At 62.6% G+C, this 21,900-nt stretch carries 22 protein-coding genes, 1 pseudogene and 1 other annotated feature; of the genes and pseudogenes, 6 read left to right on the plus strand and 17 right to left on the minus strand.

Annotated elements, in window-relative coordinates:
- The first annotated feature begins 50 nt into the window (after positions 1 to 50).
- Together ACEPP2_RS20075 and ACEPP2_RS20080 are read left to right on the plus strand one after the other, a co-directional pair.
- Positions 51 to 1,282, plus strand: a protein-coding gene (locus ACEPP2_RS20075) for an IS3 family transposase (protein WP_395517195.1) whose coding sequence is annotated in 2 segments (ribosomal slippage) — positions 51 to 342 and positions 342 to 1,282 — 1,233 coding nt in all. Because the reading frame shifts where the segments join, the coding sequence is not laid out codon by codon here.
- Positions 335 to 451, plus strand: a sequence feature (AL1L pseudoknot). Its footprint overlaps the gene before it by 117 nt.
- Positions 1,283 to 1,399: 117 nt before the next feature.
- Positions 1,400 to 1,942, plus strand: a complete 543-nt coding sequence (locus ACEPP2_RS20080) for a hypothetical protein (RefSeq protein ID WP_395517756.1) — start codon at positions 1,400 to 1,402, stop codon at positions 1,940 to 1,942.
- A gap of 210 nt (positions 1,943 to 2,152) precedes the next feature.
- On the opposite strand, the gene ACEPP2_RS20085 is transcribed toward ACEPP2_RS20080, so the two are convergent.
- The 7 genes and pseudogenes from ACEPP2_RS20085 to ACEPP2_RS20115 form a co-directional block, all read right to left on the minus strand.
- Positions 2,153 to 2,317: a DUF559 domain-containing protein gene (locus ACEPP2_RS20085; RefSeq protein WP_395517757.1), complete on the minus strand. Its 165-nt coding sequence runs from the start codon at positions 2,315 to 2,317 to the stop codon at positions 2,153 to 2,155.
- 52 nt (positions 2,318 to 2,369) lie between these two features.
- A pseudogene (locus tag ACEPP2_RS20090) lies at positions 2,370 to 2,513 on the minus strand (DUF559 domain-containing protein); the annotation flags it as partial.
- Positions 2,514 to 3,406: 893 nt separating this feature from the next.
- Positions 3,407 to 3,742 carry a hypothetical protein gene (locus tag ACEPP2_RS20095; RefSeq protein ID WP_395517758.1) on the minus strand — a complete coding sequence of 112 codons (336 nt, stop codon included), beginning with the start codon at positions 3,740 to 3,742 and terminating at the stop codon, positions 3,407 to 3,409.
- Positions 3,739 to 4,752 (minus strand): SDR family oxidoreductase, encoded by a 1,014-nt coding sequence (locus ACEPP2_RS20100; RefSeq protein WP_395517759.1) that lies wholly within the window; start codon positions 4,750 to 4,752, stop codon positions 3,739 to 3,741. The genes ACEPP2_RS20095 and ACEPP2_RS20100 overlap by 4 nt, the downstream gene beginning before the upstream one ends.
- Before the next feature lie 171 nt (positions 4,753 to 4,923).
- A complete protein-coding gene (locus tag ACEPP2_RS20105) occupies positions 4,924 to 5,550 on the minus strand; it encodes an outer membrane protein (RefSeq protein WP_395517760.1) in 627 nt (208 codons plus the stop codon).
- 256 nt (positions 5,551 to 5,806) lie between these two features.
- Positions 5,807 to 6,847, minus strand: coding sequence for a cell division protein FtsZ (gene ftsZ / locus ACEPP2_RS20110; RefSeq protein ID WP_395517761.1), 1,041 nt, complete (start codon positions 6,845 to 6,847; stop codon positions 5,807 to 5,809).
- 242 nt (positions 6,848 to 7,089) lie between these two features.
- A complete protein-coding gene (locus ACEPP2_RS20115) occupies positions 7,090 to 7,341 on the minus strand; it encodes a hypothetical protein (RefSeq protein ID WP_395517762.1) in 252 nt (83 codons plus the stop codon).
- A gap of 117 nt (positions 7,342 to 7,458) precedes the next feature.
- Here ACEPP2_RS20115 and ACEPP2_RS20120 point away from each other — a divergent pair, with 117 nt between their 5' ends.
- On the plus strand, positions 7,459 to 7,767 hold the full coding sequence (locus ACEPP2_RS20120; protein WP_281977271.1) for a DUF1883 domain-containing protein: 309 nt from the start codon (positions 7,459 to 7,461) through the stop codon (positions 7,765 to 7,767).
- Here ACEPP2_RS20120 and ACEPP2_RS20125 read toward each other — a convergent pair.
- The 3 genes from ACEPP2_RS20125 to ACEPP2_RS20135 form a co-directional block, all read right to left on the minus strand.
- On the minus strand, positions 7,764 to 9,080 hold the full coding sequence (locus ACEPP2_RS20125; RefSeq protein ID WP_395517763.1) for a replication-associated recombination protein A: 1,317 nt from the start codon (positions 9,078 to 9,080) through the stop codon (positions 7,764 to 7,766). The genes ACEPP2_RS20120 and ACEPP2_RS20125 overlap by 4 nt on opposite strands.
- Positions 9,077 to 10,477 (minus strand): DegQ family serine endoprotease, encoded by a 1,401-nt coding sequence (locus tag ACEPP2_RS20130; RefSeq protein ID WP_395517764.1) that lies wholly within the window; start codon positions 10,475 to 10,477, stop codon positions 9,077 to 9,079. The genes ACEPP2_RS20125 and ACEPP2_RS20130 overlap by 4 nt, the downstream gene beginning before the upstream one ends.
- A 147-nt stretch (positions 10,478 to 10,624) precedes the next feature.
- The gene (locus ACEPP2_RS20135; protein WP_395517765.1) at positions 10,625 to 12,109 is read right to left on the minus strand and encodes a ferredoxin reductase family protein; all 1,485 of its coding nucleotides are present in this window, start codon (positions 12,107 to 12,109) and stop codon (positions 10,625 to 10,627) included.
- Positions 12,110 to 12,232: 123 nt separating this feature from the next.
- On the opposite strand from ACEPP2_RS20135, the gene ACEPP2_RS20140 reads away from it, so the two are divergent.
- Positions 12,233 to 13,339: a polyheme membrane-associated cytochrome C gene (locus tag ACEPP2_RS20140; RefSeq protein ID WP_395517766.1), complete on the plus strand. Its 1,107-nt coding sequence runs from the start codon at positions 12,233 to 12,235 to the stop codon at positions 13,337 to 13,339.
- 65 nt (positions 13,340 to 13,404) lie between these two features.
- Here the strand turns inward: ACEPP2_RS20140 and ilvD are convergent, their stop codons facing one another.
- A complete protein-coding gene (gene ilvD, locus ACEPP2_RS20145) occupies positions 13,405 to 15,240 on the minus strand; it encodes a dihydroxy-acid dehydratase (protein ID WP_395517767.1) in 1,836 nt (611 codons plus the stop codon).
- Positions 15,241 to 15,470: 230 nt separating this feature from the next.
- On the opposite strand from ilvD, the gene msrP reads away from it, so the two are divergent.
- Complete coding sequence (gene msrP / locus ACEPP2_RS20150; RefSeq protein ID WP_395517768.1) at positions 15,471 to 16,412, plus strand: protein-methionine-sulfoxide reductase catalytic subunit MsrP; 942 nt, start codon at positions 15,471 to 15,473, stop codon at positions 16,410 to 16,412.
- Entirely contained in the window at positions 16,412 to 17,053 is a 642-nt protein-coding gene (gene msrQ, locus ACEPP2_RS20155) for a protein-methionine-sulfoxide reductase heme-binding subunit MsrQ (RefSeq protein ID WP_077547237.1), read from the plus strand. Before msrP ends, msrQ begins: the two co-directional genes overlap by 1 nt.
- Before the next feature lie 58 nt (positions 17,054 to 17,111).
- Here msrQ and rplQ read toward each other — a convergent pair whose 3' ends face one another.
- From rplQ to secY, 6 genes are all read right to left on the minus strand, one after another.
- Entirely contained in the window at positions 17,112 to 17,537 is a 426-nt protein-coding gene (rplQ, locus tag ACEPP2_RS20160; protein WP_052638154.1) for a 50S ribosomal protein L17, read from the minus strand.
- Positions 17,538 to 17,582: 45 nt separating this feature from the next.
- Complete coding sequence (locus ACEPP2_RS20165) at positions 17,583 to 18,593, minus strand: DNA-directed RNA polymerase subunit alpha (RefSeq protein ID WP_052638153.1); 1,011 nt, start codon at positions 18,591 to 18,593, stop codon at positions 17,583 to 17,585.
- A gap of 172 nt (positions 18,594 to 18,765) precedes the next feature.
- Positions 18,766 to 19,155 carry a 30S ribosomal protein S11 gene (rpsK, locus tag ACEPP2_RS20170; protein WP_007766864.1) on the minus strand — a complete coding sequence of 130 codons (390 nt, stop codon included), beginning with the start codon at positions 19,153 to 19,155 and terminating at the stop codon, positions 18,766 to 18,768.
- A 135-nt stretch (positions 19,156 to 19,290) separates the two neighbouring features.
- The gene (gene rpsM, locus ACEPP2_RS20175; protein ID WP_052638152.1) at positions 19,291 to 19,659 is read right to left on the minus strand and encodes a 30S ribosomal protein S13; all 369 of its coding nucleotides are present in this window, start codon (positions 19,657 to 19,659) and stop codon (positions 19,291 to 19,293) included.
- Between the two features lie 236 nt (positions 19,660 to 19,895).
- Entirely contained in the window at positions 19,896 to 20,546 is a 651-nt protein-coding gene (locus ACEPP2_RS20180; protein ID WP_077547236.1) for an adenylate kinase, read from the minus strand.
- Positions 20,543 to 21,883 carry a preprotein translocase subunit SecY gene (gene secY, locus ACEPP2_RS20185; RefSeq protein WP_052638150.1) on the minus strand — a complete coding sequence of 447 codons (1,341 nt, stop codon included), beginning with the start codon at positions 21,881 to 21,883 and terminating at the stop codon, positions 20,543 to 20,545. Before secY ends, ACEPP2_RS20180 begins: the two co-directional genes overlap by 4 nt.
- Positions 21,884 to 21,900 lie beyond the last annotated feature (17 nt).

Below are 21,900 nucleotides of genomic sequence, written 5' to 3' on the forward strand. Positions count from 1 at the left end.
TGAACCGCCCCGGGTTTGCCGGAGACCCCAACTCGTGAGAAGTAGGGTCTATGACAAGCAAAACGACGAACAAATTTTCTCCTGAAGTCCGCGCCCGCGCCGTTCGGATGGTGACGGAACATGAAGCCGAATACTCATCGCGCTGGGCGGCGGTATCATCGATAGCGACCAAGATCGGCTGCTCGGCGCATACCCTCCATGAATGGGTGAAGAAGGCCGAGGTCAACAGCGGCAAGCGTGCAGGTCTGCCAAGCGACGTGGCTGAGAAGATGAAGGCTCTGGAACGGGAGAACCGGGAGCTTCGTCAGGCGAATGAGATTCTACGCAAAGCCTCGGCGTATTTTGCCCAGGCGGAGCTCGACCGCCCACTGAAGCGATGATTTCCTTCATCGACGAACACCGTTCGGTGCTCGGGGTCGAGCCGATCTGCAGGCTGCTGCCGATTGCCCCGTCCACCTATTATGAGGTCGTCGCCAAGCGCACGGACGTGGGTCGCCTATCGGCCCGCGAACGGAATGATATTGCCATGAAAGTCGAGATACGCCGGGTGTTCAACGAGAACTTCCAGGTCTATGGCGTGCGGAAAGTGTGGCGACAGTTGCAGCGAGAAGGCTTCGATATCGCTCGCTGCACCGTCGCAAGGCTGATGAGAATGATGGGTCTTCAAGGCATCATTCGTGGCAAGCCAATCAAAACCACTGTATCGGACAAGTCTGCCCCGTGTCCGCTCGACCGCGTCAACCGCCACTTCAAGGCTCCCGCGCCGAACATGCTGTGGTTATCCGATTTCACCTATGTCGCGACCTGGCAGGGCTTCGTCTACGTGGCCTTTGTCATCGATGCCTTCGCCCGCCGCATCGTCGGCTGGCGGGCCAGTCGAACGGCGCACGCGGGATTCGTCCTCGATGCTCTCGACCAGGCACTGCATGATCGGCGGCCCGTCAAACGTGGCGGGCTGGTTCATCATTCCGACCGCGGCTCGCAATACGTGTCCATTCGCTTTTCCGAACGGCTGGCGGAGGCGGGCATCGAGCCGTCTGTCGGAAGCGTCGGCGATAGTTACGACAATGCTCTCGCCGAAACGATCAACGGTCTTTACAAGGCCGAGGTCATTCATCGGCGAGGACCATGGCGCAACTTCGAAGCCGTAGAGTTCGCCACGCTCGAATGGGTCGACTGGTTCAACCACCGCCGTCTTCTGGAACCCATCGGGAATATACCGCCAGCAGAGGCAGAACGACGATACTACGCCATGCTGGACGCACCAGCTATGGCCGCATAACTTAAACCAAACGGTCTCCGGCAAACCCGGGGCGGTTCACTCCTGTATCAGGACATCGGCAGAGACGAGCCAAAAGATCACGGGGACTATCTGGCTGTGTCGCAACTCGGATTTCGAGTGGTCAATGACGCTGGAGCCGCAAGTAAGCTTCTTGACTGCGGATACTTCGTACAAGCGGCGGGATTGCTCCGCGACCTTGCCGAGATCGGGATGCTATCTCTCCATTTCTCCAATGTTCCGCAGGACATAACGTTGTGGAGGTCGCTGAATGGCCGAAAGCAGGCATGCAAGTTCGGCCCCCAAGCGCTGAGAAAGAAGCCGCACTTAAAAGATTGCAGCAAGCTGTCCTATCTCGACGCAAGGTTCAGATTGTTCTCCGAATACGGAGCGCATCCCTCAACGACGTCCATCGTTGCCCATCACGACGGCGTTCGATTTCATATCGGACCGCATTTCAATGAATATCTATACGTCAACACCTATCGCGACCTCGCTGACCTTACATGGCATGTCACCGACGCCTGCGGCGACGCATTTCACGCCATTTTCCGCATCGCTGTAGCCGACATACTTCCTGCGGAAACGCAACGATTCAGTTTGGCTTGGAAGGGTATCGCCCCAGCAAAACCTGAAGATATGGAGAGCCGGCTGGGGCCTTGACTTGAACCGGAACACGACGCCCCTCCCTCTCCCCCTGCGGGAGAGGTTACAAAATCGAAGGCTTAGCCGAAGGCTAAACTTCAGATTTTTGTTGGTGAGGGGGTGGGACCGCCGAGTTCAACAACTGCCCCCTCACCTGCAGTTTCTAGCACTTAGCTGAAGCTAAGATGCTGAAACTTCTTCCTCTCCCACAAGGGGAGAGGACAAGCCTCATTCGCCGCCATCCCGGAGCTCCGCCAGGATCCGCAGGCAGACGGCGTTGATGTTCTCCTCCACCTCCTCGTTCCAGAAACGCAGCACCCGAATACCGCGGGACCGGAAGAAGGTGTCGCGGACAGCGTCCGTCCGGCTCTCCGCATGCTGCCATCCATCCATCCACCTCGACGATCAGCCGGCGCTGGAAGCAGACGAAGTCGAGGATGAAGTGCGCGAGCGGCACCTGCCGGCGGAACTTCGCACCTTCCAGCCGCCGGCCGCGCAGCGCCTCCCAGAGCATGTCCTCGGCCCGCGTCGGATCCCTCCGCATGCCGCGGGCGCGGCCCCGGTTGATCAGCGGCGGCTGGTGGCGCATCGGGTCCCTCCTGCGCCGGAGCCTAGCATGATCCCCTCACCTGAAAAATCTGGCACTTACCCCTTCGGGCTAAGCGGCCGATTTTTCGTCCTCTCCCACAGGGGGAGAGGAGACGGTGCGGCACCCTCCGCGTCCTCCCTCTCCCGCCTCTACTTCGTCATCCTCGGGCTTGACCCGAGGATCCAAAACCAAGCATTTTCATTGCAGGAATGGACCTTCCCACCCACCTGCACGGGTAACCACCTGATTTGGCTCCCTGTGCCTGGATCCTCGGGTCAAGCCCGAGGATGACGAAAGAAAAAACTCCATCCCCGCTCATCCCCGTCCCCCAAACCCGTGCCTACACTTGCCCTGTCCCGCCGCGGATACACCAGGAGGCGTCCTGGCGAGGCGGGGCCGGCGCTGGTGGTGAGGAAACGACGTAAGTCCTCATCATCGGGGTCCGCGGAAAATGGTCTCCCTCCGGCGAGACGGGGGAAGCAGATGGGTCCGGACCTCCTACCTGCTTCTGATGCCCGAAAGAGCGCGCCGGGCGTGCCTGTGCGGCACACAGGGGGGTCGATGAGGATGGTGTCGCCGGATCTTCAAGTCCGACGAGATGCCGGGGCGAGGAGCCTCGGAACCCGGGAAACCGGCGGTCAAACACCTCCCATTCGACCTTTGCAGAGAGACCGGAGTCGCGGGCAGAAACCGCCGAACGGGGCGCTGAGAGGTGCCACATAAACTAACTTTACGAGGCAGCTTTCAGCGCCCCGTCCGATTTGAAATTGTTCGTCATCCTCGGGCGAACGTAGTGAGACCCGTGGATCGCCAAGGGAGGAATCCGTCCGCTCGTCATCCTCGGGCTTGACCCGAGGACAAGAAAGGATTTCGTCTTGCTGAAAGAGAGCCGCTCATCGCATCTTCGTCGTTGCCACCAGCACACCGGCCATGAACGCGATGATAACGCTTGTCCAAACCAGCATCACCGGCAGCGTGAAGACGATCGGCAGCAGCAGCATGGCGACCGCAAAACCGGCATCGAAAGCAAGGTGGGCGGGCATGGTCAGGATCGGCCTCCACCCGAGCTCATAGTCAGTCAGGAGCGCATAGACGATCGCAAACAGGCCGAGGGCCAAATAGGCGGCGAACCCCGGGCCCCCGGCACCGGAGACGAAGGCGAGCAGGACCATCCCCAAGCCGACGACGTAGTCGGCGATGCCATGGAGAAAGCTCGGCACGAACCTCATCGGCCGAGCCTTCGTCGCGGCAGGAGGCGCGTGGCGGCGATGAGGGCCAAGCCTGCACCGGCGAGCACCGTTTTGGCGCCCGCGGCACTTATCGCCCCAACCAAGCCTGACGCTTCGTCACCGAAACGCCCTTCGCGTACGCCCTCGTCGAGATCGACGGGCTCGAACAGGTTGTCACGCCGCGACAGGGAGAGGGGTTGGTCGTCGAACTGCCCCTCATAGGCCTGGCTTGCCGCCAGCCGGTCGGTGAGGCCGGGCAGCGTCAGACCGCCGATGATGGTCTTGGCGGTGGGCATCCCGACCCAGAGTTCGCGCGGCGCATTGATTGCGCCACGATAGATTTCCTCGGCGATCGCCTCCGGCGCGAAGACGGGCGCAACCGGCCGCGGAGCATGCTCCATCTTGCAGCGGGCCCAGCTGAACTGCGGCGTGTTGACCGCCGGCAGGTGGACCATGGTGAGCCGGATCGGCGAGCTGTCGTGAATGAGTTCGCTACGAAGCGAATCGATGAAGCCGCGGGTCGCGGCCTTGGCGCCGCAATAGGCGGCCTGCAGCGGGATGGACCGGTAGGCGAGTGCGGACCCGATGCAGACGATCGTGCCGTGGCCCTGCCTGCGCATGTGCTGGAGGACCGCCATGGTGCCATGGACCTGCCCGAGATAGGTGACCTCCGTCACCCGCCTGAACTCGTCCGGCTCCACCTTGTCAGCGGGACCGAAGACCGTCACCATGGCATTGTTGATCCAGACATCGATCCGTCCCCAGGTGGCGACAGCCTGGTCTGCGGCCTGCCGGACGGCCGCGGCATTGGCCACGTCGACGGGTATGGCGATTGCGTGTCCGCCGAGTGCCCTCACCTCTGCTGCGACGGCATCCAAGCGCTTTCGTCCTCGTGCCAGGATCGCCACCCGCCATCCGCGCCGGGCAAATTCCAGTGCGACGGCGCGACCCACGCCAGCCGACCCTCCGGTGATCACGACCGTGTTCCGCTCCGCCGAAATCTCCATCATCAGCCTCCTTTATGCAGCCGAAGGCTACAACGCCCAATGACACCAGATGTTCACCGGCAGCGGGCCAAGCCGGGGGCTGCCCCCGGCGCCAGGCGCGGCAGGATCGGAGATAAAAATGGCCGGCATCGGGTGCCCGATGCCGGCATGAAGCGTCGCGATCTACGGAAGATTCTAGAACTTGTAGTTCACGCCGGCCTTGATCGCGTGGTCGCTCAGGTTGGTCTCGCTGGTCGAGGTGCCGTTGAAGCTGCGGACGTCGCCCGTGCGGGTATAGTTGTATTCGACACGGCCGGAGATCTGGTCGTTGAACTTCTGCTCGACACCGGCGCCCAGCAGCCAGCCCGGCTTCCAGCCGTCAGGGCCTTCCGCCGTGGACGTGTCGCGCAGGCTGGTCATCGTGCCGCCGGCGGTGCCATAGATGAGCGTGTCGCCAAGCGGCGCGCCGACCTTGGCCTTGGCGGCAAGGCGGTAACGCTCCTTGAGCTCTCCACCGGGAACGTCCACTTCGGTATCGCCCATGTGGGAGAGTTCCAGTTCGCCGCCGACCACGGCGCCGCCCATTTCGGCATTGTAGCCGCCCTGGATGCCGCCCATGAATTCGCTCTCGTCGGAGAACGGGCTCAGGTGATCCGAGCTCGTGCCGATATGGGCGCCGACATAGGCGCCGCTCCAGCCGCCGGAGGATGCGACGGGCTCACTGTAGGAAGGCGTCGGATCCGAATAGGTGAGGTCCGCGGCCAGGGCGGGGCTTGTGGCAAATGCGGTGGCAAGCGCCAATGCGTATGACTTTCTGGTCATGATCTACTCCATACACAGCCCGCGTGATGACACGATGCGAGCGTTACTCAGGTTACACATACCGCGGCGGTCGCGGCCGCCTCACCGCCCCGTCAGGCCGCGCCGCCGGCAGGTCCACTCTCAGTTTCATGAATTCTTAAACGGTCTCTTAACTTTGCGACCGCGACCGCCGATATCGGGATCAACAGCGGTAACAAGACCGAGAGCGCGGCCCGAAAGGCCGCGCCTGATACTTCAAGGGACGGATCCGGCGCCGCTATTGCAGGAAGCGGGGCACCGGCGCCGTAGCCTCGACGGAAATTCCGTTGACATGGTCGGGAGCAGCAGCTGCCTGGCCGCCGTCCAGGCCGGTCGCCACGACGGAGACCCGGAACTTGCCGTCCAGCTCGCGGTCGAAGATCGCCCCGACCACGATGTCGGCATCATCCATCACCTCGTCGCGGATCCGGCTTGCGGCCTCGTCCACCTCGAACAGGGTCATGTCGGAGCCGCCGGAAATCGAGATGAGCACGCCCTTGGCGCCCTTCATGGAGATCTCGTCGAGCAGCGGGTTGGCAATCGCCGCCTCGGCGGCGACGAGCGCGCGGCCGTCGCCGGAGGCTTCGCCGGTTCCCATCATCGCCCGGCCCATGCCCTTCATCACCGACTTCACGTCGGCGAAATCGAGGTTGATAAGGCCTTCCTTGACGATCAGGTCGGTGATGCAGCCGACGCCGGAGAAGAGCACGCGGTCGGCCGTCATGAAGGCGTCCGCGAAGGTGGTCTTGGCGTCGGCGATGCGGAAGAGGTTCTGGTTGGGGATGACGATCACTGTATCTGCGGCCCGGCGCAGTTCCTCGATGCCGGCCTCTGCCGTCTTCATGCGGCGGTTGCCCTCGAAGGTGAAGGGCTTCGTCACCACACCGACGGTGAGGATGCCGGCATTGCGGGCCGCTTGGGCAATGACCGGTGCCGCGCCGGTGCCGGTCCCGCCGCCCATGCCGGCCGTCACGAAGCACATGTGGCAGCCGGACAGATGGTCCATGATCTCGTCGATCGACTCCTCGGCAGCGGCCCGGCCGATCTCCGGCAGCGAACCGGCACCCAGCCCCTCGGTGACGGCGGTGCCGAGCTGAATGCGGCGTGTCGCCTTCGATGTCGCAAGGACCTGCGCATCCGTATTGGCCGCGATGAACTCGACGCCCTCCAGTTCCTCGACGATCATGTTGTTGATGGCGTTGCCGCCGCCGCCGCCAACACCGATCACCGCGATCTTGGGCCGCATTTCGGTGATCATCTGTTTCTTGTCTTCCGGCATGGACTGTCCCTTTGCGCCATAATTCCTGGTCGGCACCACCACCCGGAGCACCGAATCGATCTGCAGACTAAGACTGCAACAAGGCAGAGGGTGGGCAAAAGGACAAGAGATCGCCCAGTTCCACAGGATCCGCCCCGGCAGGGTCAGGAACAAAAAAGACCCTGCCTTGGGAGAGGCAGGGTCAGGACTGGAGGTCATTATCGTTCTTGTGGTGGCGGCAGGGGAAACGCCACCTCTTATTGTCAAAGCGTCCGGGCTTCACGCTGCTCCTCGCGACGGCGCCAATAGCGAAGGCGCATGCGCGGGGCGATTCGCTTCGCGATGAACGGCGCCACCACGAAGGAAAACACGATCCAGGCTGGCAGGAGGAACTTCATGTATTCCGCCAGTGCAGGGATCGACAGAATGGCGATGGCACCGAAACCGAAAACCACCGCATTGACCATCATCGATGCGATGAAGGTAAGATAGGTATTGGTCCTGATCGGTTCCATGGTCGGCCTCTTCAAGTCGTTCGACTGGAAAACCCGCGAAAGGCCATTGGGTTCCACTTTTCCTTAACCGGACTGGGGATAGGCTGCCGAAAATCCAACGGCATATCCGAGGCAGACGTGGCAGCACCCTCCTTTCGTTTCAAGCATTTCGACCTGAAGGGGCAGCGCGGCGGGACGGTGATCGAGGTCACCCTCAGCGCCGTCAACAACGTGCGACTGATGACAGCCGGCAATTTCCAGCGCTTCAAGGAACTGCTGGATTTCAAGTATGTCGGCGGCGTGGCCAAGAAGTCACCGATCCGCCTCGTCATACCCGAGGACGGTCATTGGCACCTGATCATCGACATGGAAGGCCATCACGGTCTTGCGGAAAGTTCCGTCAAGCTGACGCCGCCGGCAGCGGCCGCGACGCGCAAGGCCTCCTAAGGCTCGCCTCGCTCCTTGCGAAGCTTCGCCCACCAGTCCAGCCGCTTGCGGATCTCGCGCTCGAAGCCGCGCTCGGGCGGGTCGTAATAGACCTGCCTGCCCATCTTCTCCGGAAAGTAGTTCTGGCCGGAAAACGCGTCCGGCTCGTCATGGTCGTAGCGATACCCCTGCCCGTAACCCTCGCCCTTCATCAACTTGGTCGGCGCATTGAGGATGTGCTTCGGCGGGAGCAGCGAACCATTTTCCTTCGCCGCCCGCATCGCGGCCTTGAAGGCAGTATAGACGCCGTTCGACTTGGGCGCCGTGGCGAGGTAGACGCAGGCCTGCGCCAGCGCCAGCTCGCCCTCGGGTGAACCCAGATAGTCATAGGCGTCCTTGGCCGCATTGCAGATCACCAGCGCCTGCGGATCGGCAAGGCCGATGTCTTCGACGGCCATGCGCACGAGGCGACGCCCGAGATAGAGCGGGTCCTCGCCGGCATCGAACATGCGCGCCAGATAGTAGAGCGCGGCATCAGGGTCGGAGCCGCGGACGGACTTATGCAGCGCGGAGATCAGGTTGTAATGGCCGTCCTGCCCCTTGTCGTAGACGGGGGCGCGCCGCTGGACGATCCGGGTCAGGCCTTCGGTGTCGAACACCTCGTCTGCCCGCGCTGCGCGCCAGACCTCCTCGGCGAGCGTCAGCACCGCCCGACCGTCACCATCCGCCATGCGCAGCAGGCTGGCCCGGGCGTCGGGATCAAGCGGCAGCGGCTTTCCCTCCGCCTGCTCGGCCCGCTTCAGCAGTTCCTCGAGGCTCTCCTCGTCATGCGGCTGGAAAGTCAGGACACGGGCACGGGAGAGAAGCGCCGCATTGAGCTCGAAACTCGGGTTTTCGGTCGTGGCGCCGACGAGGATGATGGTGCCGTCTTCCATGACGGGAAGAAAGCTGTCCTGCTGGGCGCGGTTGAAGCGATGGATCTCGTCGACGAAGAGCAGCGTCTGGCGGCCTTCCATGCGTCGCATTCGCGCCACTTCGAATACCTTCTTCAGGTCGGCCACACCGGAGAAGATGGCCGAGATCTGTTCGAAAGCGAGCCCCGCCTCGCCGGACAGCAGCCGTGCGACCGTCGTCTTGCCGGTCCCCGGTGGCCCCCAGAAGATCATCGAGCCGAGCGAACCGGAGGATATCATCCGCCGCAACACGCCATCCTCACCGGTCAGGTGCTTCTGCCCGGTGACTTCCCCCAGGGACTTCGGCCGCAGGCGATCGGCAAGCGGCCGGCGTCTTGCGACCTCCTCCGGAACCTGCGGCGCGAAGAGATCACCGCTCATCGGAAGAACTGCCGGATCCGCTGGCCGTCCCGCTCGATCTCGACACGCCAGAAGCCCGGATCGTCATCGAGCATGTCTTCCATGGCGCGGGTCGAAGGCACGGCAACGCCGTTCAGCGAAACCACGATGTCACGCGGGCGGAAGCCGAGGCGGCTGCCCGGCGAGCCGCGGGCGACATCGACGACCACGACCCCGGTCTTCTCCGCCTCCATTCGCAGTTCCTGTGCCAGCCGGGGAGAGAGATTGGCAACACGCAGGCCAGCAAACGGGTTGCGGCCCTCCAGCAGCCGTTCGTCACGGGCAGGTGTTTCCGGTGCCGTATTGAGGGCGATGGAGATTTCGCGAACCCCGTTCGAGCGAACCGTCAGCGCAACTTCCTTGCCGAGCCCTGCGGTTGTCAGGCGGTAGCCGAGCGCATCGGGGTGCTCGACTTCGATCCCATTGACTGCGGTCACCACTTCGCCCGGCTTCAGCCCCGCCTTGTCGGCCGGACCGCCTTCCACCACTCCGACGACCAGCGCACCACGCGCTGCCTCCAGGCCAAGCGCCTCGGCGACGTCGGATGTCACCGGCTCGAAGCGCGCGCCGATATAGGGCCGCTCGAATGTGTCGTCACCCTTTTCGGCGGCGGCGAGGAAAACCTTGACCAGATTGGCGGGGATCGCGAAGCCGATACCGTTCGAGCCGCCGCCGCGCGAGAAGATGGCGGTGTTGATGCCGATCAACTCGCCGTTCATGTTCATCAGCGCGCCACCCGAATTACCGGGATTGATCGAGGCATCGGTCTGGATGAAGAAGCCGAAATCTCCGGGCGTGACCTGGTTGCGCGCGAGCGCGGAGACGATGCCGCTCGTCACGGTCTGCCCGACGCCGAAGGGATTGCCGATCGCAAGCACGAGATCGCCGACCTCCACCGCATCGGAATCGCCGATCGGCAGGACGGGAAAATCGTCGCGCCCGCTCACCTTCAGTACCGCGAGATCGAGGCTTTCATCCTTGAGCAGCACTTCGGACGCAAACTCGCGGCCATCGGCGAGCGCGATCCGGATATCATCGGCGCCCTGGATGACGTGATGATTGGTCACGACGAGCCCATTGTTCGATACGATGACCCCGGAGCCAAGCGATGATTGCTTCTCCGTGCGGTTTGGCATGCGCTGGCCGAAGAACTGCTCGAAGAAGGGATCGCCGGCGAAGGGGTTCAGCCGCTGGACGACGCGCTCGGCGTAGACATTTACCACAGCTCCGGCTGTCTGCTTGACCAGAGGCGCGAAGGACAGCTGGATCTCCGACTGGCTTTTCGGCACCGCCTTCTCTGCCTGCGCATGGGCCGCGACGGGTTGAAGGAGCAGAAAGGCGGCAAGACAGGCCGACAGGCCCATTCGAATGGTCAGCATGTGATTCCTCGCTTCGAATTATCGTCCCGATTTGTAGCGCCGCAGGCTAGAAAGGAAAGGTGGCTGAACGAGGATAGGCGCGGCCGGCACGATGTCTGCGCCGCAAGGTGATGAGCCCGATCTCGAGCGTCCTCTGTCGCCTTGCGACTAGCCCGAGAAGGAGAACGCGGCGACTGCTGCGGCCAGCAATCCGCCCACACCGACGAAGGCGAGAGTGCGCCGGCGGTCCTGGCGGGAAGACGCCCCGCCGGAATAATCGAAGCGCTCGTAGACCACGTTCTTCATCGGCAGACCGAGGCCGAGCAGGGTGTCGGAGACAGCGGAAACCATGCCGCCCGGACCGCACATCAGCGCAACGCAGCCTTTCGGGTCAAGCCCCGCGAGGAGTTCTCCTAGGCGGGCATGATCCAGGCGACCGACCGCCCCATCCCAGCCCGCTGGGCCTTCTTCGCTGATCAGCAGCGTCTTCAGGTCCAGTACGGCACCAGCGGCTGCAATCTCATCGAGACAGGCGAAGTTGGCCGGTGCCCCGACGGCATAGGCGACTCGCACCGGCCGTCTGTCGCGGCGCGCCACCATGTCGCGCAGGATGCCGACGATCGGCGCGATGCCGACGCCACCGGCAACCAGCAGGACAGCGTCGCCGGGATGAGCCTCCAGCGCAAACTCGCCGTAAGGCCCGTCGATACCGATGGGGGTGCCGGGCTTCAGGCTGCCGATCTGGCTTGTGAAGTCCCCGACTTCCTTGATGATCAGGCTGATACCAGGGCGGGTCGGGCTGTCGGCGATGGAAAAAGGGTGGTCGAGCAATGGGAACCGTCTTGTACCCTCCGTCATCCAGACAAACTGGCCTGCGTGATAGGCGAGTTGCGGTGTTCCCGGGCCAGGCTGGATATCCAGTTCCCAAAGGCGATCGGCGCGGCGGGTCACTGCCTTGAGGTGCCACGGCTTGCGGTGCAGTTTCAGCCAGCGGTAGCCGTAGAGGGTCAAGAGCACGATGACGATCGCGACGGCGACAGTGATCCAGTAGACCCCGACCGGCCCCATGGCGGCGAAGCGCCCGGTACTCACAGCATGGTGCAGCCCTCCACCCATCGCTATCGCGCCGAGAACCAGATGCGTGCCCCTCCACAGCTCGTAGCGCCATGGAAGACGATTGCGCAACGCAGACGACAGGACAAGCATCACGAGCGCAACCCAGGCGACCACACCGCTCCGGTAATGGGGCAGGCTCAGATAGGCGATGAGACGTTCCCGGCCGAGATGCTGGTCGTCGAACAGGGTCGGCGCGACATAGGCGATCGGGTGGAGAACGACCGCGACCAGGATCCACCAGGCGGCCATCTTGTGAAAGGCCATGATCTTGTCGATGCCCATCCGGCCGGAGACGACCTCGAACCGCCCGGAGGTGACGAACTGTACCGCCATCGCAGCGAGGGCGGCCATGCCGAGCGCCGCCGCCAGCCTCTCCACCGAATCGGATGGTGCCACCCTTGCCGTCAGCGACAGAGCGAGCGGCGTGGCACAAAGGCCGAGATAGAGGGCAGCAAGAACGCTCGCCGGCAGACGGGGAAGCCTTTGCGTGGACGAATGCGTCGCAGAAGGCATGGCTGGCGATACGGTGTCTGTCATCGGTTCCTCCTTCCGGCTCTTGTAGCAGCCGCCTACCCTGCGGAATTGATCTCGGTCATATGCAGGCAAGGCATGCTGGTCCACTGTGCTATGGTCGCCACGACATGCAACGAGGAGGATCCCATGACGCCGCGAAGACTGGCGCAACTGTTCACTGTTGTCTCTGGCCTAGCAACCCTTTTGGCGTTGCTGTTCGCCAGCCTTCCTGCACGGGCGAACGAGGAGGCCCCGATCACCCGACTGATCGAGGAATGGCTCTCGTCACCGCATGGCAACTATCACTCACGCTCCTTTACCTACTGGAACAAGGAGGGCGAGGTGCCGACGAACTGCGCCACCTGTCACTCGGAAACGGGCTTCCACGATTTCCTCGGCGTCGACGGCAGTGCCGCGGGCACAATCGACCGTGCGGGGGTGATCAACTCACCGATCGGCTGTGCCTCCTGTCACACCAGCCAGGCCCATGCGCTCGATTCCGTGCGGTTCCCCTCCGGCGTCGAGGTCACCGGGCTCGGCAACTCTGCCACCTGCACCGTCTGTCACCAGGGCCGTCAGTCCGGTGCAGCCGTGACCAAGGCGGTGGCGGAACTCGGGGAGGATGATGTCTCCGCCGATCTCACCTTCATCAATATCCACTATGCGGTTGCAGCCGCCACGATGCATGGCGCAGACACGGCGAGCGGCTATCACTATCCCGGAAAGACCTATGCCGGACGCTTCCAGCATGTACCGAGCGCCAACACCTGTGTCGCCTGTCACGACCCGCATACGACAAAGGTGGCGGAAGACAGCTGCATGAGCTGTCACCGCGGCGTCGGCAACACTCGCGACATCCGGACCCGGCATACAGACTTCGATGGCGATGGAAACATCCAGGAGGGTGTGCACGGCGAGATCGCCACCCTGCATGGAAAGCTCTACGAGGCGATCCAGACGTATGCCCAAGCGATCCTCTCCTCACCGATCGGCTATGCCAAAGGCAGGAACCCCTACTTCTTCAGGGACACGAACGGTGACGGCGAGATCAGCGACGACGAGGCGGTGCGCGACAACCAGTACAGGTCATGGAGCCCTCGCCTGCTGAAAGCGGCCTACAACTACCAGGTCGTGAGCAAGGACCCCGCCGGTTATGTTCATAACCCCGCCTATCTGCTGCAGTTGCTGCACGACAGCCTGGAAAGCCTTTCATCAGCGGTCGAGGTCGACATGGCAGCCGTGCGCCGTCCGTGAGCTGTCACGAAAAGACCGCCTGCTTGACGCAGGCGGTCTTCAATGTTCGTCTTGGGAGTTGATGCTTATTCCGGCAGGATCCGGACAGCACCCTTGTCGGCGCTCGCGGCGAAGGCCGCATAGGCCTTCAGCGCCGTCGTGACGTTGCGCCGCCGCGGGGCGACCGGCGTCCAGCCAAGCTTGTCCTGCTCTCCCCGGCGATGCGCAAGTTCGGCATCGGAGACCGCCAAATTGATGGTGCGATTCGGAATGTCGATCTCGATCATGTCGCCTTCGCGGACCAGGCCGATCGCGCCGCCCTGGGCAGCCTCGGGCGAGCAGTGGCCGATCGACAGGCCGGACGTGCCGCCGGAAAAGCGGCCGTCGGTCACCAGGGCGCAGGCCTTGCCGAGGCCCTTCGACTTCAGGTAGCTCGTCGGATAGAGCATTTCCTGCATGCCCGGCCCACCCTTCGGACCTTCATAGCGGATGACGACGACGTCACCTGCCACCACCTCGTTGTTGAGGATCGCCTTGACGGAGGCATCCTGGCTCTCGAACACGCGCGCCGGACCGGTGAACTTGAGGATGGATTCATCCACGCCAGCCGTCTTCACGATGCAGCCGTTGAGCGCGATGTTTCCGTAAAGCACCGCCAGCCCGCCCTCCTCGGAGAACGGGTTCTTGACGGAGCGGATGACGCCATTGTCGCTATCGGTGTCCAGTTCATCCCAGCGCGAGGACTGGGAGAAGGCAACCTGCGTCGGGACGCCACCCGGTGCTGCCTTGAAGAAGTTCCGGACCGTTTCGCTATTGGTGCGCGTAATGTCCCAACGGTCGATGGCATCACCGAGCGTGGCTTCATGCACCGTGTAACAGTCGCGGTTGATGAGGCCGCCGCGTTCGAGTTCGCCAAGGATGCGCATGATGCCGCCGGCGCGATGGACGTCCTCCATGTGGACATCGCTCTTGGCGGGCGCAACCTTCGACAGGCACGGGACACGGCGCGACAGCCGGTCGATGTCGTCCATGGTGAAATCGACGCCGCCTTCATAGGCGGCTGCGAGGATGTGCAGCACCGTATTGGTGGAACCGCCCATGGCGATGTCGAGCGTCATGGCGTTCTCGAACGCTTCCTTGGTGGCGATGGAGCGCGGCAGAACGCTCTCGTCCTCCTGCTCGTAGTAGCGGCGGGCGAGATCGACGATCAGGTGCCCAGCCTCGACGAACAGGCGCTTGCGGTCGGAATGGGTGGCGAGCGTGGAGCCATTGCCCGGCAGCGAAAGGCCGAGCGCTTCGGTCAGGCAGTTCATGGAGTTGGCCGTGAACATGCCCGAGCACGAGCCGCAGGTCGGACAGGCCGCCTGCTCGATCGCCTGGACATCCGCATCGGAGATCGAATCGTCTGCCGCGGCGACCATTGCATCAACGAGATCGAGCGCGACCGTCTTGCCCTGCAGAACGACCTTGCCCGCCTCCATCGGCCCGCCGGACACGAAGACGGCAGGGATGTTGAGCCGCATCGCGGCGTTCAGCATGCCGGGGGTGATCTTGTCGCAGTTGGAAATGCAGACCATGGCATCGGCGCAGTGAGCGTTCACCATGTATTCGACGGAGTCGGCGATGATCTCGCGCGACGGCAGCGAGTAGAGCATTCCGTCATGGCCCATGGCGATGCCGTCATCCACCGCGATGGTATTGAACTCCTTGGCAACCCCACCGGCCGCCTCGATCTCGCGGGCAACCAGCTGGCCAAGATCCTTGAGGTGCACGTGGCCGGGAACGAACTGCGTGAAGGAATTCACCACTGCGATGATCGGCTTGCCGAAATCGCCGTCCTTCATGCCGGTCGCGCGCCACAGGCCGCGCGCACCAGCCATGTTGCGGCCGTGGGTCGTGGTTCTGGAACGGTAGGCGGGCATGGGTTTTCTTCCTCGGTCTTGTTCTTGGAGAGCATCTGGCACGGGCGGCACCCGGCAGCTTTGCCATTTTCCTACTCCAACACCCGAATGGTGTCACTATCAGGGGAGCGGAAAACGGTACTCTGCGGTACGCCTCACGCGAATGTGCCTCTCGTTCTGTTGACTGATGCTGTGAAACCAATCATCGGCGCGCTACGTATAAGAAGAAAATAGCTCCCAGGGAGACCGTCATGCCTGCCTATCGCACGCCCCGCATCAGCGCCTCGGAGATCACGCCCCGCGAGGTCTACATGTCGCGCCGGAAGTTCATCGGTACCGCCGCTGCCGGTATCGCGATGCTGGGGGCCGGCTCGGCAATCGCGGCCCCGCTCGCGGCATCGCCCAGTCAGTTCTCGACCGACGAGAAGCTCACTCCGAAGGAAGCCGTCACCACCTACAACAACTTCTATGAGTTCGGGACCGGCAAGGGCGACCCGTCGGAGAAGTCCCAGCACTTCAAGCCGCTGCCATGGTCTGTGAAGGTTGACGGCATGGTCGGCAAGCCGAAGGAATTCGGGATCGAGGAGCTGATGAAGATGCAGCTCGAGGAGCGCATCTATCGCCTGCGCTGCGTCGAAGGCTGGTCTATGGTGATCCCTTGGATCGGCTTCCCGCTTTCGGCGCTCCTTGAGCAGGTGGAGCCGCTCGGCAGCGCCAAGTACGTCTCCTTCGAGACACTCGTGCGACCGGAGGAGATGCCGGGACAGACTGGCCTCTTCCAGCCGCTCGAATGGCCATATATCGAGGGGCTGAGGCTCGACGAGGCCCGCCACCCGCTGACCATACTCGCCGTCGGCCTCTACGGAGAGACGCTGCCCAACCAGAATGGCGCTCCGATCCGGCTGGTCGTACCATGGAAGTACGGCTTCAAGAGCATCAAGTCGATCGTCAGGATCTCGCTGATCGAGGAGCAGCCGGAGACGACGTGGAAGAACTCCAACGCGCGCGAATACGGCTTCTACTCGAACGTGAATCCCGAGGTCGACCATCCGCGCTGGAGCCAGGCGACGGAGCAGCGGATTGGCGAAGGCGGCTTCTTCAAGGTCGCCAACCGGCCGACCCTGATGTTCAACGGCTATGGCGAGGAGGTCGCCAGCCTCTACGAGGGGATGGACCTCAAGGCGAACTACTGATGGCCGGCATTCCCGCCCTGCCCCGCCGCCTGCACGGGCCCAGCATCTGGGCGCTCTATGCCGTCGGCTTGGTACCGGCCGCCTGGAACTTCTACCTCGGCGCAACCGGTGGCTTGGGGGTCAATCCGGTCAAGACATTCGAACACCTGCTCGGCATTTGGGCTCTGCGTTTTCTGATCGCCACGCTTGCGATCACACCCCTGCGGGACGTCTTTGGCCTCAATTGGCTGCGCTACAGGCGGGCGCTGGGCCTGCTCGCCTTCTACTATGTCCTTATGCACTTCAGTGTCTGGCTGATCCTTGACCGCGGGCTCGATTTCGGCTCGATCGGTGCCGACATCGCGAAGCGCCCCTACATCACCATCGGCATGGTCTGCCTGGCCTGCCTCCTGCCATTGGCACTGACCTCCAACAACTGGTCGATACGCAGGCTGGGGCAGAGGTGGAACGGGTTGCACCGGCTGATCTACCCGGTCGCACTGGGTGGGGCGCTGCACTATTTCCTGGCGGTAAAATCCGTGACGCTGACGCCCTTTGTCCACATCGCCCTCGTCGCCTTGCTGCTTCTCTACCGACCGCTGCGCAAGCCGTTCCTGAACTGGAAGCGAGGCAGTCCGCGCCTGGCACGCGCCGCCAGATGACGAAAAAGGCCGGGCATTTCTGCCCGGCCTTCGATCTATCCGCGATACGGGCTACCGATTAGGCAGCTTCGGCTGCCTCAGCTTCAGCGGCAACGCGAGCCTTGTCGGCCTTACCCTTGGCATCGACGTCGCGCTCGACGAACTCGATGACGGCGAGCGGCGCATTGTCACCCTGGCGGAAGCCTGCCTTCATGATGCGCAGGTAGCCGCCGTTGCGGGTTGCGTAACGCGAGGCGATCGCGTCGAACAGCTTGCGGACGGCGTCCTGGTCCTGGATCTGTGAGATCGCCTGACGACGGGCGTGCAGGTCGCCGCGCTTGCCGAGCGTGACGAGCTTCTCGACGATCGGACGGATTTCCTTTGCCTTCGGCAGAGTGGTGACGATCTGCTCATGGGTGATGAGCGAAGCCGCCATGTTGGCGAACATCGCCTTGCGGTGGCTTGCGGTGCGGTTGAGCTTGCGGCCGGCTTTTGCGTGGCGCATGTCTGGTCTCCTTCACTTGCAGGCATTCGCCTGCAGTCTGACTTGTTAGTATTGGTCTTCGTAACGCTTGGCGAGATCTTCAATGTTCTCCGGCGGCCAGGCGGGAACTTCCATCCCAAGATGGAGGCCCATGGATGCCAGAACTTCCTTGATCTCGTTCAGCGACTTGCGACCGAAATTCGGAGTGCGCAGCATTTCCGCCTCGGTCTTCTGGATGAGATCGCCGATATAGACGATGTTGTCGTTCTTCAGGCAGTTCGCCGAACGGACCGAAAGCTCCAGTTCGTCGACCTTCTTGAGGAGCGCCGGGTTGAAGGCCAGTTCGGTGACGGCTTCTTCCTCGACATCCTTCTGCGGCTCGTCGAAGTTTACGAACACACCGAGCTGGTCCTGAAGAATGCGGGCAGCGAATGCTACCGCGTCTTCGCCGGTAACCGAGCCATCGGTCTCGATGGTCATGGTCAGCTTGTCGTAGTCGAGAACCTGTCCTTCACGGGTGTTCTCCACCTTGTAGGACACCTTCTTGACCGGCGAATAGAGGCTGTCGACCGGGATGAGGCCGATCGGCGCATCTTCTGCACGGTTACGCTCGGCCGGGACATAGCCCTTGCCGTTGTTGACCGTGAACTCCATGCGGATCTCCGCGCCCTCGTCGAGGGTGCAGATGACGTGGTCGGGGTTCAGGATCTCGATGTCGCCAACTGTCTGGATGTCACCAGCGGTTACGGCACCGGGGCCCTGCTTGCGCACGACCATGCGCTTTGCGTCGTCGCCATCCATCTTGATGGCGATTTCCTTGATGTTCAGCACGATGTCCGTCACATCTTCCCGAACGCCGGGGATGGAGGAGAACTCGTGCAGGACGCCGTCAATCTGGACCGCGGTGACAGCAGCACCGCGCAGTGACGACAGAAGAACGCGGCGCAGGGCGTTGCCGAGCGTCAGGCCGAAGCCCCGCTCAAGCGGCTCTGCAACCAGCGTTGCCTTGGTACGACCGGACGAGGTGAACTCCACCTTGTTCGGCTTGATCAGTTCCTGCCAGTTCTTCTGGATCATGTTTTAAACCTTCCGTTCGTTGCCACCATCCAATCGTGGCAACCGAGCATGAGAAGCACCGAGTTGGGCTTTGCCATTCGGCGGTACGGCAAAACCGCCAGACTTCGACGGGCGAAGTAAGGCGGTATTACGCAAGTTCAATGCGATCGGCCGGAGGCCCGCCGCATCCGACTTAGACGCGGCGCTTCTTGCGCGGACGGCAGCCGTTGTGCGGGATCGGCGTCACGTCACGGATCGAGGTGATCATGAAGCCGGCAGCCTGCAGGGCGCGCAGCGCCGATTCACGGCCGGAGCCCGGGCCGCACACTTCAACTTCGAGCGACTTCATGCCGTGTTCCTGAGCCTTCTTGGCGCAGTCTTCGGCAGCGATCTGGGCGGCGAACGGGGTCGACTTGCGCGAACCCTTGAAGCCCTTCGCACCTGCCGACGACCAGGCAATCGCGTTGCCCTGTGCATCGGTGATGGTGATCATCGTGTTGTTGAAGGTCGAATTGACGTGGGCAACGCCCGACGTGATGTTCTTGCGTTCGCGACGGCGGACGCGGGTGGCTTCCTTGGCCATGGTCTTCCTTTCGTTGATCTCGTCACCGCCGTAGTTCCAGCGGCTCCACCGGGACCGGACCGAGATCCGGCACCAAACTCAAAAAGAGGCCAGCGACGTGGCGCCAGCCTCCCCTCACCCGGAAACTCCGGGAAATTACTTCTTCTTACCGGCGATTGCCTTTGCCGGACCCTTGCGGGTGCGGGCATTGGTGTGCGTGCGCTGACCGCGGACCGGGAGGCCACGACGATGACGCAGGCCACGGTAGCAGCCGAGGTCCATCAGACGCTTGATGTTCATCGAGGTCTCGCGACGCAGGTCGCCTTCGACCTGATAGTCGCGGTCGATGGTTTCGCGGATCTGCAGGACTTCAGCATCGGTGAGCTGATGAACGCGGCGATCGGCCGGTATACCAACCTTCTCGACGATTTCCTGTGCGAATTTCGGGCCGATCCCGTGAATATACGTCAACGCGATAACGACGCGCTTCGCAGTCGGGATGTTGACGCCAGCGATACGTGCCACGTCTATTCTCCTTGCGTTCCAGTTGCCATCCGGCAAGTGGTACTTCTTCCATGAGAGCAGCCGATGGAAGGCCGCCAGTTCAAATCTTATCCGTAACAAGTCAAAGGACCGGACCCGGATACCCTCGTCGGGACGTCCGCACCGATCGCATCAATGTCGCGAGTTGGCGCGGTGTTAGCGGAATCGGTTAAAAAAAGCAACCGGCCCCGCCAAGATTCTTTAGGGGCAACCGCCGCTCAGAGCGCAGCGAGCACCTTTTCGATTTCTGCCGTCACGGCGTCCATCTCGGCCATGCCGTCCACGGACTTCAGCTTGCCCTTCGCATAGTAGTAGCCGATCAGCGGTGAGGTCTCCTTGTAGTAAACCTCGAGGCGCTGGGTCATCGTCTCCGCATTGTCATCGGGGCGACGCTTGAAGTGAGTCGAGCCACACTTGTCGCAGACACCTTCCTTGGCCGGAACCTTGTCGGTGTCATGGTAGACGGCGCCGCACTGGGCGCAGGAATAGCGGCCGGACACTCGGCGTATCAGTTCCTTGTCGTCGACCTTCAGCTCGATGACTGCCGAAAGGTCCAACCCCTTCTCCCGGAGCATGCTTTCAGTGGCGTCTGCCTGGACGAGCGTCCGCGGAAAGCCGTCGAGAATGAAGCCGTTGGCGCAGTCCGGCTGGTCTATGCGTTCCGAGACGATGGCGATGACAATATCGTCGGAGACGAGCTTACCTGCGTCCATGACCGCCCTGGCGCGTTTGCCGACGTCGGTCTCGGCGGCTACGGCCGCACGCAGCATGTCGCCGGTGGAGAGCTGGGGGATACCATGCTTCTCCACGATCCGCTGGGCCTGGGTCCCCTTACCCGCGCCCGGCGGCCCTAAAAGAATCAGTCTCATCGTCCCCTCTTTCCTCCACGCAATTTCGACTTCTTGATCAGGCCCTCATATTGCTGGGCAATAAGATGACCCTGGATCTGAGCAACCGTGTCGAGGGTTACACTGACCACGATCAAAAGCGAAGTACCACCAAGGGCTAATGGAACGCCGGTGCGGGCGATCAGCAGCTCGGGCAGCACGCAGACAAAGACGAGGTAGGCAGCGCCGACGACGGTGATACGCGTGAGGACATAGTCGATATACTCGGCGGTCCGCTCGCCCGGGCGAATGCCGGGGATGAACCCGCCGTGCTTCTTCAGGTTGTCGGCGGTGTCCTTCGGATTGAAGACGATCGCCGTGTAGAAGAAGGCAAAGAACGCAATCAGCAGGCCGTAAAGAACCATGAATGCCGGCTGGCCGTGGCCGAGTGCCGAGATGATCGTCGTCGCCCAGCCGGGCATTTCAGAATTGCCTGCGAAGCCTGCAGCCGTCGCCGGCAGAAGGAGGAGCGACGAAGCGAAGATCGCCGGAATAACGCCCGAAGTGTTGAGCTTCAGCGGCAGGTGCGACGTATCGCCCTGGAACATCCGGTTTCCAACCTGCCGCTTCGGGTACTGGATCAGCAGGCGACGCTGCGCACGCTCCACGAAGACGATCAGCATGATCACGGCGATCGCGACCACGATGACGGTCAGGATGAGCGCCGTCGACAAGGCGCCGGTGCGGCCGAGTTCCAGGGTGCCGGCGAGTGCCGTCGGCAAAGCGGCGACGATGCCCGCGAAGATGATGAGCGAAATGCCGTTGCCGATGCCGCGCGCGGTGATCTGCTCACCGAGCCACATCAGGAACATCGTGCCCCCCAGCAGCGTGACGACAGTCGAAATGCGGAAGAACCAACCCGGATCGGCGACAATGCCCTGGCCGCTTTCGAGCCCGACAGCAATGCCGTAGGCCTGCAGCGTGCCGAGAAGAACGGTGCCGTAGCGGGTGTACTGGTTGATGACCTTGCGACCCTGTTCGCCTTCCTTCTTCAACGCTTCCAGCGTCGGAACCACGGAGGTCATCAGCTGCACGATGATCGACGCGGAGATATAGGGCATGATGCCGAGCGCGAAGATCGCCATGCGCTCGACCGCGCCGCCGGCAAACATGTTGAAGAGGCCGAGAATGCCGCCGGCCTGGCCGCGGAACGCTTGCGCATAGGCCTCGGGGTTGAGACCAGGCAGAGGAATATGTGTGCCGAGACGATAGACGAGCAGTGCGGCGAGCGTGAACCACAGCCGCTTCTTGAGATCCTCAGCCTTGGCGAAGGTCGAGAAATTGAGGTTGGAGGCAAGTTGTTCCGCTGCAGAAGCCATGCATCTCTCCGCCTGAC

The sequence above is a fragment of the Pseudorhizobium flavum genome (assembly GCF_044142885.1).
Lineage (GTDB): Bacteria > Pseudomonadota > Alphaproteobacteria > Rhizobiales > Rhizobiaceae > Neorhizobium > Neorhizobium flavum.

Excerpts from the sequence above, each read along its gene's own strand:
- ACEPP2_RS20085 (WP_395517757.1), bottom strand. The coding sequence starts at position 2,317 with ATGGATGGATGGCAGCATGCGGAGAGCCGGACGGACGCTGTCCGCGAC.
- ACEPP2_RS20095 (WP_395517758.1), bottom strand. The coding sequence starts at position 3,742 with ATGAGGTTCGTGCCGAGCTTTCTCCATGGCATCGCCGACTACGTCGTC.
- ACEPP2_RS20100 (WP_395517759.1), bottom strand. The coding sequence starts at position 4,752 with ATGATGGAGATTTCGGCGGAGCGGAACACGGTCGTGATCACCGGAGGG.
- ACEPP2_RS20105 (WP_395517760.1), bottom strand. The coding sequence starts at position 5,550 with ATGACCAGAAAGTCATACGCATTGGCGCTTGCCACCGCATTTGCCACA.
- ftsZ (WP_395517761.1), bottom strand. The coding sequence starts at position 6,847 with ATGCCGGAAGACAAGAAACAGATGATCACCGAAATGCGGCCCAAGATC.
- ACEPP2_RS20115 (WP_395517762.1), bottom strand. The coding sequence starts at position 7,341 with ATGGAACCGATCAGGACCAATACCTATCTTACCTTCATCGCATCGATG.
- ACEPP2_RS20125 (WP_395517763.1), bottom strand. The coding sequence starts at position 9,080 with ATGAGCGGTGATCTCTTCGCGCCGCAGGTTCCGGAGGAGGTCGCAAGA.
- ACEPP2_RS20130 (WP_395517764.1), bottom strand. The coding sequence starts at position 10,477 with ATGCTGACCATTCGAATGGGCCTGTCGGCCTGTCTTGCCGCCTTTCTG.
- ACEPP2_RS20135 (WP_395517765.1), bottom strand. The coding sequence starts at position 12,109 with ATGACAGACACCGTATCGCCAGCCATGCCTTCTGCGACGCATTCGTCC.
- ACEPP2_RS20140 (WP_395517766.1), top strand. The coding sequence starts at position 12,233 with ATGACGCCGCGAAGACTGGCGCAACTGTTCACTGTTGTCTCTGGCCTA.
- ilvD (WP_395517767.1), bottom strand. The coding sequence starts at position 15,240 with ATGCCCGCCTACCGTTCCAGAACCACGACCCACGGCCGCAACATGGCT.
- msrP (WP_395517768.1), top strand. The coding sequence starts at position 15,471 with ATGCCTGCCTATCGCACGCCCCGCATCAGCGCCTCGGAGATCACGCCC.
- msrQ (WP_077547237.1), top strand. The coding sequence starts at position 16,412 with ATGGCCGGCATTCCCGCCCTGCCCCGCCGCCTGCACGGGCCCAGCATC.
- rplQ (WP_052638154.1), bottom strand. The coding sequence starts at position 17,537 with ATGCGCCACGCAAAAGCCGGCCGCAAGCTCAACCGCACCGCAAGCCAC.
- ACEPP2_RS20165 (WP_052638153.1), bottom strand. The coding sequence starts at position 18,593 with ATGATCCAGAAGAACTGGCAGGAACTGATCAAGCCGAACAAGGTGGAG.
- rpsK (WP_007766864.1), bottom strand. The coding sequence starts at position 19,155 with ATGGCCAAGGAAGCCACCCGCGTCCGCCGTCGCGAACGCAAGAACATC.
- ACEPP2_RS20180 (WP_077547236.1), bottom strand. The coding sequence starts at position 20,546 with ATGAGACTGATTCTTTTAGGGCCGCCGGGCGCGGGTAAGGGGACCCAG.
- secY (WP_052638150.1), bottom strand. The coding sequence starts at position 21,883 with ATGGCTTCTGCAGCGGAACAACTTGCCTCCAACCTCAATTTCTCGACC.